Origin of the sequence: Pseudomonas trivialis, from assembly GCF_001439805.1 — a bacterium.
GTDB classification, from domain to species: Bacteria; Pseudomonadota; Gammaproteobacteria; order Pseudomonadales; family Pseudomonadaceae; genus Aquipseudomonas; species Aquipseudomonas trivialis.
This window is the reverse complement of sequence record NZ_JYLK01000001.1, coordinates 160,211-178,017: the sequence shown is the minus strand read 5'-3', so window position 1 is coordinate 178,017 and position 17,807 is coordinate 160,211. Positions and strand designations below refer to the sequence as shown.

The window sequence follows — 17,807 nt, the reverse complement described above, 5'->3', positions numbered from 1 at the left end:
CACTACGCAGAACAGGGTTTTGGGGCTGCTGCGCAGCCCAGCGCGGGGCAAGCCCGCTCGCCACAGGAATGTGGCTGCTTGAAACTTCAGGTTTAAAATCAATAAGTTATTTTTTGTTTGATAAGAGCTGCGGTGCGACGATTCGACTTGCCCGCGAAAGCGGTGGGTCAGTCCACGTCAATGTTTGCTGGGCCGACGCCATCGGGAGCAAGCCCCCTCCCACATTTTTTACAGCGTTCGGCAGACCATTTCGGCCGGCTCTCAGGCCGCCGCGCTTTTGATCTTGATCTGGAAGCGCCCCGTCAAACACACTGGCCGAACGCAGGCTTTGGAGCGTGGGCCGCCGCGCTGGGCTGCGCAGCAGCCCCAAAACCACGCGCTGCGTAGTGTCAGGTACACCGCGTTTTATTCAATTAGGGGCAAGTCCGCTCGCCACGATAAGCACGCTCGCCACAGAGGCGGTTTAGAATCAGGTCGTCTCCCTCGATAAGGAACGCAGACCATGCAAGAAAACGCTGTCACGATCCCTGTGGAACTGGGTGCGCCCACGTACAAAATCGATTTGCTCTACGCCGTGCTCTACGAGGCCAAACCGTTCACGGACGCAGTGCTGCTTCTCTACGATAACGGCGTGTACAAAATACTCTCCCCTGGCGAGAACCATTACGGTGTCTATGTCACCAAAGGCCAGGTAGACGGCGACACTTGGGAGATGACGTTCATCTCGCTGCCCCATGCCGACTGGTACGACAACGTCGCGCTGCACACGCTTACCTTCGACCAACCCGCGATGACGTTCGGGCAGCAAGCCTATCTGCCCTCAGACCCGAACATTCCCAAGCAGCACGGCACCTTCCAGATACACCCGCATGACATCGTCGACCCACGCGACATCTCGTGGGACGACCTGCCTCATCCTCGATAAATATCGTCGCGCGTCCACGGCAGTTCATGACTGCCGTCCGCATGGGGCTTGAGCGCAAGAATCTGATGCAGATTGATCCAGCCCCGTGCAAACGCATATGCGCATCCGGCCAGGTACAAGCGCCAGATGCGCAGCGCCTGTTCCGGCACCATCCGCGCCGCCGCCTCCAGGTTGTCTTCCAGGCGCTCGCTCCAGTGGTCCAGGGTGCGCGCGTAGTGCAGGCGCAGGCTTTCGACGTCGACCACTTCCAGCCCCGCGTCACTGATCTCGGCGGTCATCATCGCCAAATGCGGTAGCTCGCCGTTGGGGAACACATAACGCCCGATAAACTCACCGGCGCCACGCCCCACCGGGCGACCGTCGGTGTGCTTGGCGGTAATGCCATGGTTCATCACCAGGCCACCTTCACGCACCGCGCCAAACAGCGTCTTGCAGTATTGCGTGAGGTTGGCATGGCCGACGTGCTCGAACATGCCCACGCTCACCACCTTGTCGAAACGCCCGTCCTGGGGCAGGTCGCGGTAATCGAGCAGTTGCAGGTCGACCTGGTCTTCCAGCCCCTCGGCTTTCACTCGCTCACGCGCCAGGGCCAATTGCGCCTTGCTCAAGGTGATGCCCAACACGTTCACCCCGAACTCACGCGCCGCATACCGTGCCAGTCCTCCCCAGCCGCACCCTACGTCCAGCAGGTATTCGCCGGGCTGCAAGCGCAACTTGCGGCACAGGTGGCGAAATTTGTCCTGCTGGGCCTGATCGATGGATTCGCTGCCGGTTTCGAAATAGCCGCAGGAGTACGCCATGTCCTGGTCCAGCCACAGCTGGTAGAACGCGTTGGAGAGATCGTAATGGTAGGAAATGGCCGCCGCGTCGGTGGCCTTGTCGTGGATCGAGCGCACCGGGCGCGTGCCCTCGTCATCGTCGATCAGGGCGTGACTCAGCTCGTCGCATACCCGGATGACGTCGGTAATGGAGCCTTCCAGCTCGAGTTTGCCTTCGACGAACGCCTCGCCCAGCGAGTCGAGGGTGGGGTGGGTCAGCTGTGTGACGACGGTGGGGTCCTTCACCACGATGGTCACACTGGGCTCGGGGCCCAGGTTGAATTCATGGCCATCCCAGAGTCGCAGACGCAGCGGGAGCTGAAGATTCTGTAAGGCCGGTGGAAGTTGCGCGAGCATGAGTAATCCCCCCTTGTTCAGAAGTCCGAATTGAGGGTAGACCATCCGCAGACAAAGTAGGAGGCTATCTATCTGCCAGCGGACTACCGGCATCCTCTTCGAGCTTCAACAGTGGCTCCTGAAAACGCAGCAAACGCCCCGCGTTGCCCAGCACCAGCAAGGTGCTGAGGTTATGCAGCAGCGCCGCGATCATGGCTCCGGCCGCGCCCAGCCAGCCAAACGCAGCGAACACCACAATGGCGAGGGTCCAACCCAGACCGATGATCACGTTGACCTGCAACGTGCGCCGGCATTGGCGACTCAGCCGCACGCAGGTGCCGAGGCGACGCAGGTCGCTGCCGATCAGCACCACATCCGCCGAGGCCAGGGCGATATCCGCGCCCCCCGCGCCCATCGCCACGCCGACCACACCGGCCTTGAGCGCCAGCGAGTCGTTGATGCCGTCGCCCACCACCATCGGCCTGAAACCGCTGCCGATTTCGCCCAGCACACGGTTGAGCTTGTCTTCCGGCAGAGCCTGGGCCTGCACGTCGCTGATGCCCACCTGCGCCGCGAGGCTATCGGCCACGCTCTGGCGGTCGCCGGTGAGCAGCAATTGCCGGCCCAGGCCCAGCTCGCGCAGTTCCTGCAGGGCCTGGCGCGCTTCCGGCTTGACGCTGTCGGCCAGCAGCAGCCAGGCCAGGAACCGCCCGTTCAGCGCCAGCCCGGCAATCGGGCCGTCGTGACGGGGAACCGCCGTGGTCATGATGCCCAACTGCTCGAACAATTCCGGCCGCCCCAGCGCGGCTTCGCCCTCCCCGGTCTGTGCAAGCACACCGAGGCCCTGACGCTCGCGAATATCGGTCAGCACCGGCAGCTGCGTGCCCAACCCCGCCAACGCACGGCTGACCGGGTGACTGCTGGCCGAACCGAGGCTGGCCGCCAGGTTGAGCACCGCCGCGCGGTCCGTGGAGGGGCCCTCGATAGACTGCAACCGCAAAGTGCCGAAGGTCAGCGTGCCGGTCTTGTCGACCACCAATGAGGTGAGATCGGCCAATTCCTCCAGAAACGCCGAGCTGCGAATCAGAATGCCATGGCGCGCCGCCACCGCAATGCCGGCAATCGCCGTGGCCGGCGCCGACAGCACCAGGGCGCAGGGGCACGCCGCCACCAGCACCGCGAGCATCGCCTGGGCGTCGTTGGTCACAAACCAGGTCACGGCCGCCAGCAACAGCACCAGCACCATATAGCTGCCGGCATAACGCTCCAGCAACCGCGTGATCGGCGGCTTGGCGCGCTCGGCGTTCTGCATCAGGGCGATGACTTTGCCCAGGGTCGACTCATCGCCGGTGCGCGTAACCTCCAGGCGCAGCAGGCCGTCGAGGTTGATCGCGCCGCCGAACACCTGCACCCCGGCCGAAGCCTCCAGGGGCACCGACTCGCCGGTGATCGGCGCCGTGTCGAGGCTCGCCTGGCCCGACAGCACCACGCCATCGGCGGGCACGCGGTCGCCGGCGCGCACTTCAACGATATCGCCGGTATTGAGCGTGCCGTTATCCACTTCCACGATGCTGCCATCGGGCTGCACCCGGCGCGCCTGGCTGCGGGTGAGCTTGCCCAGGGCATGAATCGCCTCCTGGGAGCCAATCACGCTGCGCTCTTCCAGCACATGCCCGAAAATCATGATGATCGGCAGCAGCGCGGCGGTCAGCAGATCGCCCGTGGCCCAGGCGCCGAGCATGGCCAGGGCGATCAATTGGTCAGTGATGCCGTGCAGGCTGGGGAAGCGCAGGCTGTACCAGGCCGAACGCATCACCGGCACAGCCACCAGCAGCGAGGCCACGCCCAGCAGCAATTGGCTGACACCGCTCTGGTCGGGGGCCAGCCAGCGCCAGACCAGACCCAATACCAGCAAGCCCAAAGCCAGCATCGCCAAAGTCAATTGCCGTGCGGCGCTGCGCTGCTCGGCGGACGTCAGCATGGAATCGCTCATTTGTCGGCGCCCTGAATGATCAAGCGGGAGTCGTCCCTGGGATCGACCGTGGTCACGGAACCGGCCTGGCCGAGGATCTTCGGCAAGCGTTCGCGGTACAGGCGCAGCATCAGCCCTGGGTCTTTGACCTGGGCCAGGCTGGCGACAGTGGCGGTTTGCGCCTGGGCGCTGGCCTGACGTTCGCTGGCTTGGGCGTGGGCGACCTGCACCACACGGTCGGCCTGCTGATTGGCGGCCTGGGTCAGTTTTTCCGCGTCGGTGCGAGCATTGGCCACGGCCTTGTCAGCTTGCTGACTGGCCGTGAGTACCGCGTTGAAGGCGTTTACCGCCGGGCCCGGCAGGCTGGACTGCACGTCGACACGGGTCACTTCGATGCCCAGGCCCAGGCCGCTGGCGGCCAACTCGGCCAGGCGCTTGTTGATGCCTTGCACCAGGTCGCCGCGCAGCCGTTCGCGGCGTTCGGCGGCGCCGTTATCGCTGCCGATCAGTTCCGGGCGCGCCACCAGGATAGTGTCCAGGTCGCGCGCGGCGGTCAGGGCCACGGCGCTGCGCGTCACCAGCCGATCCAGCGCGGGCAGCACATGATCGCCCTGCAACACGAACGCATAGGGTTCGCTGACCTTGTAGAACACCCGCACATCCAGTTGCACCACGCCGGCATCGCCGGTCAGCAGATAACCGGAACCGGCCAGGGCGTCACTCAACGGCGTGGCAAAACTGGCCACGCGGTCGGCCTGCAGCGCCGCCTCCGAACGCAGCAGGTTGTCCACCCGGCGCTCGATCACGCGGTCGGCCGCCGGCAGCAGCACCACCTGCTCGAAGGGTTGCGGCCACGCCAACAACAGGCCGGCGTTCTGAATGCGGTCCAGAGCGCCGAAGTGCAGCACCACGGCGCGGTTCTGCGGGTCGATCTGGCGCACGTTGGAAAAGGCCCAGGCCAGTGCCGCCAACACCATCACCGCGTAGAGCGCAAGGAAGGTCAGGCGCCCGGCCTGGACCCACGGGCCGTCCGGGCCGTCCGGGCCGTCACGCTCGCTCATGGCTGGACGTCCCTGGGCCCATCGACCAGCGCGCGAAAGGGCGCCGCGTCGGTGCGCAGGATGATTTTGGTGCCCGGCGTCACCACCGTGCCCAAGGTGTCCAGCGAGCGCAGCAGGTTGTACAGCTGGGGGTTGCCGGCGTAAGCGCGACCGTAGATCTGCGCGGCTTCGACCCGCGATTGCGCTTCAATGTCAGCGGCTTTCACCGTGGCATCGGCCTGCATGATGCGTGCGTCGCGCTCGGCCGCCGAGCGAATCTGCGCGGCCTCGCGCTTGCCCACGGCGGTGCGCTCGGTGGCGATGGTTTCGCGTTCGGCGCGCATGCGGTCGACGGTGGCGGTGAGGGTCACCGAGGGCAAGGTCAGCCGCTCGATGCCGACTTGCGCCACGCGCACGCCATAGGTGGTGAGCAATTGTTGATCGATCTGCTGGCGCAACTGTGCCTCGAATTCGGCGATGCGCACTTGACCGGCGTCAGTGTTGATCAGGCTGGACAGGTCAAAACTGGCGGCCGTGGTTTCCAGCGCCGAGCCGACAAAGGTGCGAATCTGCCGCGCCGCTTCATCGGGCTGGTTCTGCACCGCGCGCATGAAGCGCTGTACGTTGTCGGCATCGCCCTGCACCTGCCAGGCCACGTAGGCCTGCACGATAATGCGCAGGCCATCGCGGGTGCCCACGTCCTGCAGGCCGCTGGAGGTAGTGCGCAAGCGCAGGTCCACCGGAATCGCTGCCTCGAACGGCGCCGGCCAGCGCCAGCCAAGGCCCGGTTCGAGCAGCACCCGCGACGGATTGCCGAAGCGGGTGATCACCGTGGCCTCGCCGGAGCGCACCTGCACCAGGCTCGCCGCCGCCACGGCAAACAGCACCAGCAGCGCGGCCCAGGCCATGCGCCGCCACGGAAACGGGCCCGCCGCCTGCTCATCGCCGTGATGATGGTGGTGGTGGCCGTGATGATGATCGTGAGAATGAGCGCCCAACAGACAGACTCCTTATTGAACGGCTTTACGCGGCGCCACTGGATCGGCGGGCAAGGTAAAAGAACGCAGATCGATCGTCGGAGCGCCGTCGGCACCCAGGCGGTGATCCAGAATCAGCAGGTTGGCGTGGGCCAGGCCCTGGCTGAGTTGGCCCAGGTACTGTTCCAGCACGAACGCCCGGCCAGCGCTGGCGTAGGCTTTTTGTTCGGCGTCAAAGCGCAGGTTTGCGGCCTGGGCGCCGGCATGCACTTCGCGGGCGCTGGCCACGGCCTGGTCATGGGCGGTGCTGGCTTGCAACAAGGCCTGGTTGGTTTGCTCGCTGGCGGCGCCGCGCTCGCGGGCGATCAGGGCCTGGGCGCCGATCTGCGCGGCCTGCACGCCGTGGTAGGCGTTGGCCGCACCGGCCGGCGGGTGGATGGCTTCCACCACTGTGGCGAGAATCTCCACGCCGCTGTCGAGCTTGTGCAGGTCGGCCTGCACGCTGCGGCCGATCTCGTCGGCCAGCCGCGTGCGCTGTTCGCCGAGCAGTTCGTCGAGGGTGCGCGAGGCGAAGTCGTGCACCAGGATGCGGCTGGCGGTGCTGCGGATCAGGGTCGGCACGTCGGCGCTGTTGTAGGTGGCGGCCAGTGCGGCCTGATCCCCAAGGCCGATGCGGTAGACGAAACGCACATCCATATTGACGATCTGGAAGCCTTGCTTGTCGCCGCTGCTGCTGGCAATGACCTGGGATTTGTCATTCACATGGCTGGCGTCCCACAGGCGGTTGGCGATGGCTGGCGGTGGGCCTTCAGCGGGCGCCGGTTCGGATGGGGCAGCTTGGCTGACACTGGTGGCCAGCTCATGCACCACGCCGTTTTCCACGTTGATGACACGGCCCAACGGCCATGGCAGCCCGGTATGCAGACCTGGCCCGAACACCTGCACCGGTTCGCCGAAGCGCTCGTAAATCCCACGACCTTGCAGGGGCACTTCATGCACGCCGGTCAGCGCCCAGCCTACGGCCAACACCACCAACAGCACCGGCAAAAATGCCCGGCGCATGTAGGTGAACGCCCAGATCTGGCGCAGGTCGATGCCGTAGCGGTTGTGCAGTTCGTGCTGCAAGGCGAGCAAGGGCTGGGGCGGCCAGCGCAGCAGGCCGGCGATGAAACTCTGTGCCATCAGGCGTGGTTCGAGGCGCGGCTGGCGCGGGCTGAACAGTGACAGCACGGCCCTGATCAAAAACTCCAGTGCCACCAGCGCGGGCAACACGCCCATCAGCACGGCCAGGCGCACCGGCCACACCGATTCGGCGTTCGCAAACAGCAGGCAGATCGAGCTAATCAGCAAACAACCGATGGCCACGCGGCACAACTGGGCCAGGGATGAGGCTTCAGGCCATTGCGCGGCGCTTTCCTGGGCCAGACGACGTTCGAACACCAGCAAGCCAAACGCCAGGGCCAACCCCAGTGCAGCACCGATGCTGGCGGACTGGCCAATAGCGGCCGCAGGCAGGGCCAGGTTCCAGAATTCGATGATGCTGATCAGCGCCAGCAACGCCCAACCGCACAGCCACAAGACCGGTGTGCCGATCTGCGCGATAAAGCGCTCCATCAGGCGCGCGTAGCGGCCCGTTTCTTCAGCCGGCACGTCAACCGGCGGTGCTTCCAGTGCCTGAGCGCGCCAGTCGGCCACCCACCATGCCGACTGCAAGCCGGCCACCAGCAGCAGCAAGGCCGAGGCGCAATTGATCAACACCACCGGCCAGATCGACAGTGGCGCAAACAGCGCGACAAACAACGCCAACACCCAACCACTGACACCCAGGGCGGTGAGGCTGATACCGGCTTGCCTCAATCGACGGGCATGGAACAGCCCTTGCTGAAAACGCGGCAGGCTTTCAGCCCGCACGCCGTCAGCTTCCAGATCCACTTGCATCCACTCAACGCCCGATAACACACAGTTCGTTACGATATAACACGGGGCGTGAAATATTTGTTTGTTTAACACCGAAAAATCAATGTGGGAGGGGGCTTGCTCCCGATAGCGGTGGGTCAGTGAACACATGACTGACTGGCCCACCGCTATCGGGAGCAAGCCCCCTCCCACCGTTGAGCGTTATCGCACTCAAGATTGCACTAACCCCCTATAAACAGGAGACATCACTGGTAGGAGCTACAAATAATCGGCACACTCCAGCACAGCTTTTCACGGGCTCACGGACAAGGAAGCGTCATCTCCCATGATTTCGATCTATCAGCTCAAGCCACGCTTTCAGAACCTGCTGCGCCCGCTGGTGCAGCGCCTCTACGACAATGGCACCACCGCCAACCAGATCACCGTGCTGGCCGGGGTGATTTCCCTGTTGGTGGGCCTGCTGATTGGCGGGTTCGCTCAGCACCTGTGGCTGTTTGCGCTGATCCCGCTGTGGATGATCGTGCGCATGGCCCTCAATGCCATCGACGGCATGCTCGCCCGCGAATTCGGCCAGCAATCGCGCCTGGGCGCCTACCTCAATGAACTGTGCGACGTGATCGCCGACAGCGCGCTGATCCTGCCGTTTGCACTGATTCCCGAGGTGAGTCTGGCGCCAGTGCTGCTGGTGACGCTGCTCGCGGTGTTCAGCGAATACGCGGGGGTGTTGGGGCCGATGGTCGGTGCTTCGCGGCGCTATGACGGGCCAATGGGCAAGAGCGACCGCGCCTTTGTCCTCGGTGTGCTGGCCACCGGTGTGGCGCTGGGCTGGCTGGGCGCTGCGTGGGTGAGCGCGGTGATGTGGCTGGTCACCGCCCTGCTCGCCTATACCCTGGTCAACCGCGTGCGCCAAGGCCTGAAAGAAACCACTTCACCGATTGCATAAGGATTTTTGCGATGCGCGAACAGCAGGCACAGACATTCAGTACCCATGATGGCGTCGAGCTTTTCTATCGGCACTGGCCGGCCACCGCTGCGACGGATGGCGAACCGCGCAAGGCGATCCTGCTGTTTCATCGCGGCCATGAGCATTCCGGGCGTATCGCCCATCTGGTGGATGAGCTGGACCTGCCCGGTTTCGACTTCTTTGCCTGGGACGCTCGTGGCCACGGTCAATCGCCCGGCGCACGCGGTGACAGCCCGAGCTTCGCCACCAGTGCCCGCGACGTGCAGACCTTCTGCGAGCATATCGACGCCACGTTTGGCATCGAGGCGCACAACCTTGCGGTGATCGCCCAAAGCGTCGGCGCGGTGATTGCGGCCACCTGGGTGCACGACTATGCCCCCAACATCCGCGCCCTGGTGCTGGCCTCCCCGGCGTTCAAGGTCAAGCTGTACGTGCCCTTCGCCCGCCCGGGCCTGGCCTTGATGCGCCGGTTTCGCGGCAACTTTTTCGTCAACAGTTACGTCAAGGCCAGGTTCCTCAGCCATGATCCCGAGCGGGTGGCGTCCTACGACAGCGACCCGCTGATCACCAAGGCCATTTCGGTGAATGTGCTGCTGGGCCTGTACGAAGCGGCCGACCGCGTTGTCGCCGATGCCCAGGCGATCCAGGTGCCGACCCAACTGCTGGTGTCCGGTTCCGACTTCGTGGTGCACCGCAAGCCTCAGCAGCAGTTCTTCGACCGCTTGGGCAGCCTGAAAAAAGAGCTGCATATCCTCCCCGGTTTCTTTCACGACACCCTTGGCGAACGTGATCGCGCGGTGGCGCTGGGCAGCGCCAGGCGTTTTATCCTGCAGAACTTCAGCCAACCGCTGGACCGCGCGTCACTGCTGAACGCCGACAGGCTGGGCGCCACCTGCGCCGAATCCGAAGCCCTCGCCGCGCCGCTGCCGCGCAATTCCCTGCGCGACCTCTACTGGCGCATGACCCGCGCCAGCATGGGCCTGGGCCAACGCCTGTCGGCCGGCGTGAAGCTGGGTTTCGATACCGGTTTCGACTCCGGCAGCACCCTGGACTACGTCTACCGCAACAGGCCCACCGGCAAGGGCGGTTTGGGACGGATGATCGACACCAACTACCTCAACTCCATCGGCTGGCGCGGCATTCGCCAGCGCAAAGTGAACGTCGAGGAGTTACTGCGCCTGGCCATGGCCAGATTGCGCGATGAGCAACGCGAAGTGCGCATCGTCGACATCGCCGCCGGCCATGGCCGTTACATTCTCGAAGCCTTGCAGGGCGTCTCACCGTTGCCGGAATCGATCCTGCTGCGTGACTACAGCGACATCAACGTGCGTGACGGCGGCGCGCTGATTCGCGAGAAAGGCCTGGGGGATATCGCGCAGTTCGTCAAAGGCGACGCGTTTGACCGGGCCGACCTGGCAGCGCTTGCGCCCAGGCCGACCCTGGCGGTGGTGTCCGGGCTGTATGAATTGTTCGCCGATAACGGCAGGGTCGGTGGTTCGCTGGCCGGCCTGGCCGAGGCAGTGGAGCCCGGTGGTTACCTGGTGTACACCGGCCAGCCGTGGCACCCGCAGTTGGAACTGATCGCCCGCGCGCTCACCAGCCATCGCCAGGGCCAGGCCTGGGTGATGCGCCGTCGCAGTCAGGCGGAAATGGATCAACTGGTGGCAGCGGCAGGCTTTCGCAAAATCACCCAACGTGTGGATGAATGGGGCATTTTCACCGTGTCCCTGGCGCAGAAGCTCTGAACATGCGCGAACCCGGTTTATTCAAGCCCGCGCTGTTGTGGCTGCTGCTGTTGGCGCCGCTGTTCTTCAGCACCTACGGCTTCGCCACCTGGGTCACGGCTCAGCGCAGCGACGTGGGCACGCTGGTGTTCGGCTGGGAAATCCATATGCCGTTCTGGGCCTGGACCATCGTGCCCTACTGGTCCATCGACCTGCTTTACGGGTTCTCGCTGCTGCTGCCCAACACCCGCCATGAACTCAAGCAGCACGCGCTGCGCCTGCTGACTGCGCAGGCGATCGCCGTGAGCTGCTTTCTGATCTGGCCGCTGCGGTTTACCTTCGAACGGCCCGCGCTGGATGGCGTGTTCGGCTGGCTGTTCGCGGTGCTGGCGGGGTTCGACAAACCGTTCAACCAGGCGCCGTCGCTGCACATCGCGCTGCTGGTGATTCTGTGGCTAATGTTCCAGCGGCACACCCAGGGCATGTGGCGTTGGCTGGTGCATGGCTGGTTCGCCTTGATCGGTATTTCGGTGCTGACCACTTATCAACATCACTTTATCGACTTACCCACAGGCGCCCTCGCGGGATGGCTGTGTGTGTGGCTCTGGCCTGTGGAGCATCCGAGTCCCCTGTTGCATAGTCGACTGGCGCGCGATCCCAAGCGTTGGTGGTTGGGTATGCGTTATGCCGTAGGGGCCCTCGTGCTGTTCAGCCTGGCGCTGCTGTTGGGCGGTTGGTGGCTGTGGCTGGCGTGGCCCGCGGTGTCGCTGGCGCTGGTCACGTTGAATTACTGCGCGCTTGGCGCAGAGGGTTTTCAGAAACGCGCGGATGGCCGGTTAACACCCGCCGCACGCTGGCTGTATGCGCCGTATCTGGCCGGTGCCTGGATCAATTCACGGCTGTGGACGCGCAGGCATCCACAGGCCGATCTGATTGTGGATAACGTCTGGCTGGGGCGAATTCCCACGGCCGCTGAGCAAGGCTCGTTCAGTGCAGTGGTCGATCTGTGTGCAGAGTTGCCGATTAATCCACAGGGTCGAGCCTACCAGTGCATCCCCGCGCTGGACCTGATCGCGCCCACACCTGCCGAATGCCGACACGCGGCCGAGGCCATCGAGCGCCTGCGCGTCAGCGGACCTTTGCTGGTGTGTTGCGCGCTGGGCTATTCGCGCAGCGCCACCGCCGTCGCCGCCTGGCTGCTGCACAGCGGGCGCGCCGCCACGGTGGATCAGGCGCTGGCTATCATTCGTACAGCACGGGCCGAAGTGGTCCTGCACCCCGCTCACCGAGAAGCGTTGGAGGGTTTGCCCCATGCCCGCTGATATGGAACTCCAGGTCGTCGCCAGCCTGCTGCGTCGTGGTCGCTCACTGGATCAGTTATCCACAGGCCTGACGCTGCTCGGCGTGCTGTTCGGGCTGGCGCAAGTGCTGATGGCGAGCATCTCGCCAATCTGCCTGCTGCTCAGCCTGTGGATGGTTATCCTTGGGCTGCTGCAAAAATACTGGGCATTGCGCGTGGCCTTCGACGCCGACCTGTTTGCCCTGCTGGCGCGGGATACCGGACGCACCGCCGACCTCGACCAGGCCCTGCAAGCCCTTGGCCTGCAATCGGCCCGGCGCGCCGGACGGCCCTGGATCGAGCGCCGCCGAGGCGCGCTCAAACTGCTGCGCAAACAAGCCTGGCTGCTGGGCGCGCAAGCGCTGCTGACCCTGGGCGTCATTCTCGCCAGCCCTTGGCTGCCTTTCGCCGGATAAGGAATTCCCATGTTCGAACCCGTGGTCGCCACGCTGATTACGTCGATGGCCCGCACCGTCACCGGCGCCCGCAGTCTGTGGCTCGGTTGCGCGCCCGTGCCGGTGCAGCGCATCTACTTCGCCAACCACAGCAGCCACGGCGACTTCGTGCTGCTGTGGGCCTCGCTGCCACAGAACCTGCGCAAATTCACGCGCCCGGTGGCCGGCAGCGACTACTGGAACAAAAGTGCGCTGCGCCGCTACATCATCAACCGCGTGTTCAACGGTGTGCTGATCGACCGCGAGCGCAAGGGCCCTGTGGATAACCCTCTGGCACCCATGCTCGCCGCGTTGCAAGGTGGCGACTCGCTGATCATCTTCCCGGAAGGCACGCGCAATCTTGAGGACGGCCTGCTGCCCTTCAAGAGCGGCCTGTATCACTTGGCAAAAAGTTACCCACAGGCCGAGTTGATTCCGGTGTGGATCGCCAACCTCAATCGGGTCATGCCCAAGGGCCGCGTCCTGCCGCTGCCCCTGCTGTGCACCACCAGCTTCGGCGCCCCGCTGCAACTGGAAGACGGCGAAGACAAGGCGCTGTTTCTTGCGCGCACCCGCGACGCCCTGCTGGCCCTTGCCCCGGAGCATGTCTGACATGGATAGCCAAACTCTGATGCTGTTCGGCGGGATCGGCGCGATCCTCGTGCTGGCCTCGCTGATCGGCCTGATCCTCAAGCTGCGCACCCGTGGCACCCCGAATGCGGTCGTGGAAAACCTCAACGCGCGCATCAACGCCTGGTGGGTGATGGTGGTGGTGATCGGCATCGCGTTCTGGCTCGGCACCGCCGCCGTGATCCTGCTGTTCTACGCGGTGTCGTTCTACGCCCTGCGCGAATTTCTCACCCTCACCCCAACCCGGCGCAGCGACTACCCGGCACTGGTGGCCGCGTTCTACCTGGCACTGCCGCTGCAATACGTACTGATCTATGCCGACTGGTACGGGCTGTTCTCGATCTTCATCCCGGTGTACGTGTTCCTGCTACTGCCGATCCTCGCCTCTCTGGGCGGCGACAGCACCCACTTCCTGGAACGCGCATCCAAGGTGCAATGGGGGCTGATGATCGCAGTGTTCTGCGTATCCTTCGTGCCCGCCCTGCTCACGCTGGATATTCCCGGCTACGAAGGCCGCAACCTGCTGTTGATCGCCTACCTGGTGATCGTGGTGCAACTGTCGGATGTGCTCCAGTACGTCTGTGGGAAATTGTTCGGCAAACACAAGATCGCGCCGAACCTCTCACCCTCGAAAACCGTGGAAGGCTTTGTGGGCGGGATCCTGCTGTCCTCGCTGATCGGCGCAGCACTGTGGTGGACCACGCCGTTCAACCCGTGGCAGTCGTTCCTGATTGCGCTGCTGATCAACCTGCTGGGCTTCGCTGGCGGGATTGTGATGTCGGCGATCAAGCGCGACCGCGGGGTGAAGGATTGGGGGCACATGATCGAAGGCCACGGCGGGATGCTGGATCGGCTGGATTCGGTGTGCTTCGCCGCGCCGATTTTCTTTCATTTGGTTCGGTACTGGTGGACCTGACCTCGCCGTCTCCAACTCAAGCGAAGATCAAAATGTGGGAGCGGGCTTGCTCGCTCCCACATTGGGGGTGTGGTGTTTTCAGGATTTAAGCAAAGTCTGAAACCTGCATTCCTGCCTCCCTCATCCCTTTTTTATCCCGAATCCAGGCATCAGCTTCGAAGACGCACAGGTCTACTGATCCTACGGAATAAAGTCTGTCGGATCGAGCCCAGCAATTTCAGGGGCCAGCCGGCGTACTAATCAGAAATAAAGTCTGTCGCGACACCTAGTTTTAGAGGTTCTGCTGTTCAACCTACTAAATAAAGTCTGTCGAAAACGCGCAACTTACTGATTTTAAATGCTTTTTTCGGTCATAAAACAGCAGGCGCGCCGAGCGCAAATACACTGAGTTTACATCAAGCTCGAAGACTGCGAGCCTTCTGAACTCAGTGGCTCACCATGCAACTTATCTCCTCCGTCACCGCAGCCAACGGAATCGGCCAACCTACTGAGCCTTGCGGTGAGGCTGGTCAGGGGCAAGCCCTCATAAACCGTCGGTATCGCATACAGAGTTTTATATGCTACCTCTAAGCACTAAAGCCCCAATTACACAACAGTAATCTCAGGGGGTCGCTCGAGCTCAGCTTCTAGATTCGTTTAAAGATTGGTACCCATTTAGGATTTTCTCCGGTACACCAGATAATAGGCAATGTATTGTTCGGGCAATTATCTTTAAATACAACTAGTAACTGTGAGTCGGCGTAACCCAATGGATGACGGGACTGGAGCTTTGACCCATATTTGCGTGCCATTACTTGTGCCTTATGCTTATCCCCCTCATCAAATAGCTGTGACACCTGTGAAAATGCTCTGTCCCCTTCGTCAAGGACATCACAAACCTTGAGCTCTACACGAAATGGAAACTCACCAGAGTCTATAACTTGTAAGACTTTTTCTACACCACTTCGAAGTCCGCATATAACCCCGACCACTACTAGGATATCTCTTTGCGAAATCATCTCTCCCGCCGCCTCGCTAAACTCCCGGAGGCAGTCAATCATAGTAGTGCCAGAACCAATTATATCATCGATAAAGACGACTGCTTTAGTTTGCTCGTCGCCGCTCAAAGCCTTCGGTATATCAGCAGAGCTCTTTACACCATTTGAAATAATTCCATTTTCGGAAACATACATTCTCAGATAGGATGAACCGCTTTTAGAAGGTGGACCGAAAGCACTAACAATAATATCGCGCCTGGAACGCTCTCCGCTCTTAACAGAGTAAACAACTTCTCGCCTGACCACATCATGTATTATTTTTAATTTCTCTCTGACTCTAGCCTCTCCATAAAAATTTATATTTTCTAGAATCTTGAATGCTAGACAACGCTCTGCATTACTCTCGAATTGAGCTAGCCACGCTCTAATTTCGCTTGAGCCCACTCTGCGCCCTCTATAGAGTTCCCAACTATCTGCTAATGAAATCAAGCTGGAGTCTGGTATATATGCAGCGCTCTCTCTCGCCTCAAAGGCACTCAGCGCTTCTTCATCAGCAAATGCAGCCCTTAATGTATGAACGCCTTTCTCTACTAACCATCGTTCAAATAGCTTTGGCTTAATTCTCAAACTACCTTCTTCTTCGACGAGAATATTTCGGCTAACGAAACTATCAAGTATTTCCTTTTGCACGCCAAAGTCTGCCCCCCCAAACATCATTTTTTTATCTACAGTGCCATGCTCACGGAGTTTGTCAGCAAAAGATATCAAAAATCTTCTACGTTCCGTCTCTATAAGATCTCGTCGCTCAGGATCCTCTACTCTGATGCCATCACTCCAAAAATGATTTAAATTAATCGCCTCCATTGTTTGTACGCTATCCCTGACGGCATCTTCAATCTCATCCGCAGAAATAAATGAACACCGTCTATCACACATTTTCTTATATAGAACTTTCGCGACAAACTTTGTATAAAATGGGTTACCTTCGGTTGCTTCATAAAGTTTCAAAATTGCCTCATCGCTATACTCCATAACGTCACGCACCGGCGTTACCAGAAGCTCTTTAAAGTCTTCCCAGTATTCTGACTTATTAAAGTAACCGACATTGGACGCATCAAACTTGTTCAATTTATCCGTACTCTGCATGATAACTCCCATATTCTCACCACCTACTAGTATTAGGGAGACTCGTCCTTCACCACTTTCACCGCTGAAGCTTCTCAAATTATGAAAAAAAGAATCACCCTCAATAGTATAAGGATAAAGCTGAGACGGAATTTCATCGAATTCGTCTATTATTAAGACGATTTTAAGATCAGGATGTGCGTGAACAATATCTTCTATACAAGAAACTAGTGGAGATAAAGATGAGTCTACTTTGTAGCTTTCTGGATCAATTGAAACATGCCGAGCTAACGAGCGAATGACCTTATCGCCTAATGATTTTATAAATCGACCCGGTGAAGTCTTATCGAGACTTCCAGTTTCAATAAAGATCGCGATGTGATTGGCTTTAGCCTTAAATCTATTCTGTATCGTCTTAGCCAAAGAAGTCTTACCTACCCGTTTCTGACCGTAAATTATTGAGGACTCGCCCTTTCTCAAAGAAAGTTTAGAGTAGATATTCTCCAGCATATCTTTACGGCCAATCAGCTCGTCTTCGCTGTCGACAGATTCCAAACTGTACGGCTGTAGGTACTTTATTTTCTGCCAATCTAAAGTTCCATTCTGAGGGATGATGAGGAGTTCAAAATCGATCTCAGTTCTTACACCAGAATAGTCTGTCCAAGACATTAAACCCAAAATGCTTGGTGTTCTATAGGCGTCACAATTCGACCTCATGTTTACAATAAACTCATGTATCCCTACATCCAAAGCCCCCAAAGACAGCTCTTGAGATTCAACTTCAATACTGCTGTCCACCTCCAAAATATTTATTTGAACGTTGTATGCAATGCCTGGCCCAACATTGACCAAATTCATTCTATAAGAAAACACCTCACCTGTCGTGTGAAGAGGATATTTCCTGTCCGTTCCGGCTATTACCAATTCGGCAGACTGTTGTGATCCACTAAGCTCAAAGTGCAGCGCAGTCACAGAAAGCACTTCATGTATTATTTTACTAACAAATGTTTCAACGTATATATTCGCCCCGTGCCTACGAATATCCTCGTCATATTTTGTAATTACGTCCTCAAGCCTTGAGAAAGATTTTGATGAATTTACCCTATCAGATTCAATGTAACCATCTAAAGCATTGAATACTTCAGCCACACGCTCAGGCGACACTAAGGATCTATCGTAAATTTGACTCTCGGAAAATATTTTCGTTAGAGGACTACTCAAAAGCTTTTGGTATCTACGACGGACCTCCGAAGCAGTTTCCACGCTAATCATTGATCCAGCTAAATCTTCGAACTGTCTTAATTGAGTTGATTCAACCTCTTCCATTTTCCGAAAAAGATCATGATTAGCGATTTTTCCTGTAAGCTTCAATATCTTATAAATATCTTTAGAATAAACATCATCCCACAAGGTCGAGACTTTTAGCCGTAATGCAGTATCTTCCCAAAGAATCTTAGAATGTTGACTAACAACTCGTAGCAAACAAGAGGCTACCATTTTTTTTATAGCTTCGCCGTTAGCGGTGTCAAAAACTGAAACTAGTGGGTGCCTTTCATCAAGGCCTAAGTAAAGACATATCCTTCGAAAAAAAACATGCAACCCTTCAATTGAGTTAGCTTTCGTGAACTCTGCGAAATCTTTTTCTATTTCGTTACTTCCTACAGGTATACCTTTCATCGATGTCCCTTTCAGATAAATTATGCAGTTATTAAA

The 17,807-nt window shown here is 59.7% G+C and carries 13 protein-coding genes; 7 read left to right on the top strand and 6 right to left on the bottom strand.

Translation table 11 applies throughout. The features are described 5' to 3' along the window. The first annotated feature begins 502 nt into the window (after window positions 1–502). Window positions 503–925 (top strand): hypothetical protein, encoded by a 423-nt coding sequence (locus tag TU79_RS00795; RefSeq protein ID WP_057006272.1) that lies wholly within the window; start codon window positions 503–505, stop codon window positions 923–925. On the opposite strand, the gene cfaB is transcribed toward TU79_RS00795, so the two are convergent. From cfaB to hflK (TU79_RS00770), 5 genes are all read right to left on the bottom strand, one after another. Continuing rightward, the gene (cfaB, locus tag TU79_RS00790; protein WP_057006271.1) at window positions 913–2,100 is read right to left on the bottom strand and encodes a C17 cyclopropane fatty acid synthase CfaB; all 1,188 of its coding nucleotides are present in this window, start codon (window positions 2,098–2,100) and stop codon (window positions 913–915) included. The genes TU79_RS00795 and cfaB overlap by 13 nt on opposite strands. Window positions 2,101–2,164: 64 nt before the next feature. Beyond that, the gene (locus TU79_RS00785) at window positions 2,165–4,072 is read right to left on the bottom strand and encodes a cation-translocating P-type ATPase (RefSeq protein WP_057006270.1); all 1,908 of its coding nucleotides are present in this window, start codon (window positions 4,070–4,072) and stop codon (window positions 2,165–2,167) included. Beyond that, window positions 4,069–5,112, bottom strand: a complete 1,044-nt coding sequence (gene hflK / locus TU79_RS00780) for a protease modulator HflK (RefSeq protein ID WP_057006269.1) — start codon at window positions 5,110–5,112, stop codon at window positions 4,069–4,071. Before hflK (TU79_RS00780) ends, TU79_RS00785 begins: the two co-directional genes overlap by 4 nt. Continuing rightward, on the bottom strand, window positions 5,109–6,089 hold the full coding sequence (gene hflC, locus TU79_RS00775; protein WP_057006268.1) for a protease modulator HflC: 981 nt from the start codon (window positions 6,087–6,089) through the stop codon (window positions 5,109–5,111). Before hflC ends, hflK (TU79_RS00780) begins: the two co-directional genes overlap by 4 nt. A gap of 12 nt (window positions 6,090–6,101) precedes the next feature. Next, window positions 6,102–8,006, bottom strand: a complete 1,905-nt coding sequence (gene hflK / locus TU79_RS00770; RefSeq protein WP_057006267.1) for a protease modulator HflK — start codon at window positions 8,004–8,006, stop codon at window positions 6,102–6,104. 304 nt (window positions 8,007–8,310) lie between these two features. Between hflK (TU79_RS00770) and TU79_RS00765 the strand changes: the two genes are divergently transcribed. The 6 genes from TU79_RS00765 to TU79_RS00740 are packed head-to-tail and all read left to right on the top strand — an operon-like array spanning window position 8,311 to window position 13,992. Beyond that, complete coding sequence (locus TU79_RS00765) at window positions 8,311–8,928, top strand: CDP-alcohol phosphatidyltransferase family protein (RefSeq protein WP_057006266.1); 618 nt, start codon at window positions 8,311–8,313, stop codon at window positions 8,926–8,928. A gap of 11 nt (window positions 8,929–8,939) precedes the next feature. After that, a complete protein-coding gene (locus tag TU79_RS00760; protein WP_057006265.1) occupies window positions 8,940–10,694 on the top strand; it encodes a bifunctional alpha/beta hydrolase/class I SAM-dependent methyltransferase in 1,755 nt (584 codons plus the stop codon). 2 nt (window positions 10,695–10,696) lie between these two features. Beyond that, window positions 10,697–11,995 (top strand): phosphatase PAP2/dual specificity phosphatase family protein, encoded by a 1,299-nt coding sequence (locus TU79_RS00755; RefSeq protein ID WP_057006264.1) that lies wholly within the window; start codon window positions 10,697–10,699, stop codon window positions 11,993–11,995. Continuing rightward, the gene (locus tag TU79_RS00750; RefSeq protein WP_057006263.1) at window positions 11,985–12,428 is read left to right on the top strand and encodes a hypothetical protein; all 444 of its coding nucleotides are present in this window, start codon (window positions 11,985–11,987) and stop codon (window positions 12,426–12,428) included. The genes TU79_RS00755 and TU79_RS00750 overlap by 11 nt, the downstream gene beginning before the upstream one ends. 9 nt (window positions 12,429–12,437) lie before the next feature. After that, window positions 12,438–13,058 (top strand): lysophospholipid acyltransferase family protein, encoded by a 621-nt coding sequence (locus TU79_RS00745; protein ID WP_057006262.1) that lies wholly within the window; start codon window positions 12,438–12,440, stop codon window positions 13,056–13,058. 1 nt (window position 13,059) lies between these two features. Next, entirely contained in the window at window positions 13,060–13,992 is a 933-nt protein-coding gene (locus tag TU79_RS00740) for a phosphatidate cytidylyltransferase (protein WP_057006261.1), read from the top strand. 626 nt (window positions 13,993–14,618) lie between these two features. Here TU79_RS00740 and TU79_RS00735 read toward each other — a convergent pair. Next, the gene (locus TU79_RS00735; RefSeq protein WP_082638314.1) at window positions 14,619–17,771 is read right to left on the bottom strand and encodes a phosphoribosyltransferase-like protein; all 3,153 of its coding nucleotides are present in this window, start codon (window positions 17,769–17,771) and stop codon (window positions 14,619–14,621) included. Window positions 17,772–17,807 lie beyond the last annotated feature (36 nt).

Coding starts and splice junctions, on each gene's coding strand:
- TU79_RS00795 (WP_057006272.1), top strand. CDS start 503: ATGCAAGAAAACGCTGTCACGATCCCTGTGGAACTGGGTGCGCCCACG.
- cfaB (WP_057006271.1), bottom strand. CDS start 2,100: ATGCTCGCGCAACTTCCACCGGCCTTACAGAATCTTCAGCTCCCGCTG.
- TU79_RS00785 (WP_057006270.1), bottom strand. CDS start 4,072: ATGAGCGATTCCATGCTGACGTCCGCCGAGCAGCGCAGCGCCGCACGG.
- hflK (WP_057006269.1), bottom strand. CDS start 5,112: ATGAGCGAGCGTGACGGCCCGGACGGCCCGGACGGCCCGTGGGTCCAG.
- hflK (WP_057006267.1), bottom strand. CDS start 8,006: ATGCAAGTGGATCTGGAAGCTGACGGCGTGCGGGCTGAAAGCCTGCCG.
- TU79_RS00765 (WP_057006266.1), top strand. CDS start 8,311: ATGATTTCGATCTATCAGCTCAAGCCACGCTTTCAGAACCTGCTGCGC.
- TU79_RS00760 (WP_057006265.1), top strand. CDS start 8,940: ATGCGCGAACAGCAGGCACAGACATTCAGTACCCATGATGGCGTCGAG.
- TU79_RS00755 (WP_057006264.1), top strand. CDS start 10,697: ATGCGCGAACCCGGTTTATTCAAGCCCGCGCTGTTGTGGCTGCTGCTG.
- TU79_RS00750 (WP_057006263.1), top strand. CDS start 11,985: ATGCCCGCTGATATGGAACTCCAGGTCGTCGCCAGCCTGCTGCGTCGT.
- TU79_RS00745 (WP_057006262.1), top strand. CDS start 12,438: ATGTTCGAACCCGTGGTCGCCACGCTGATTACGTCGATGGCCCGCACC.
- TU79_RS00740 (WP_057006261.1), top strand. CDS start 13,060: ATGGATAGCCAAACTCTGATGCTGTTCGGCGGGATCGGCGCGATCCTC.
- TU79_RS00735 (WP_082638314.1), bottom strand. CDS start 17,771: ATGAAAGGTATACCTGTAGGAAGTAACGAAATAGAAAAAGATTTCGCA.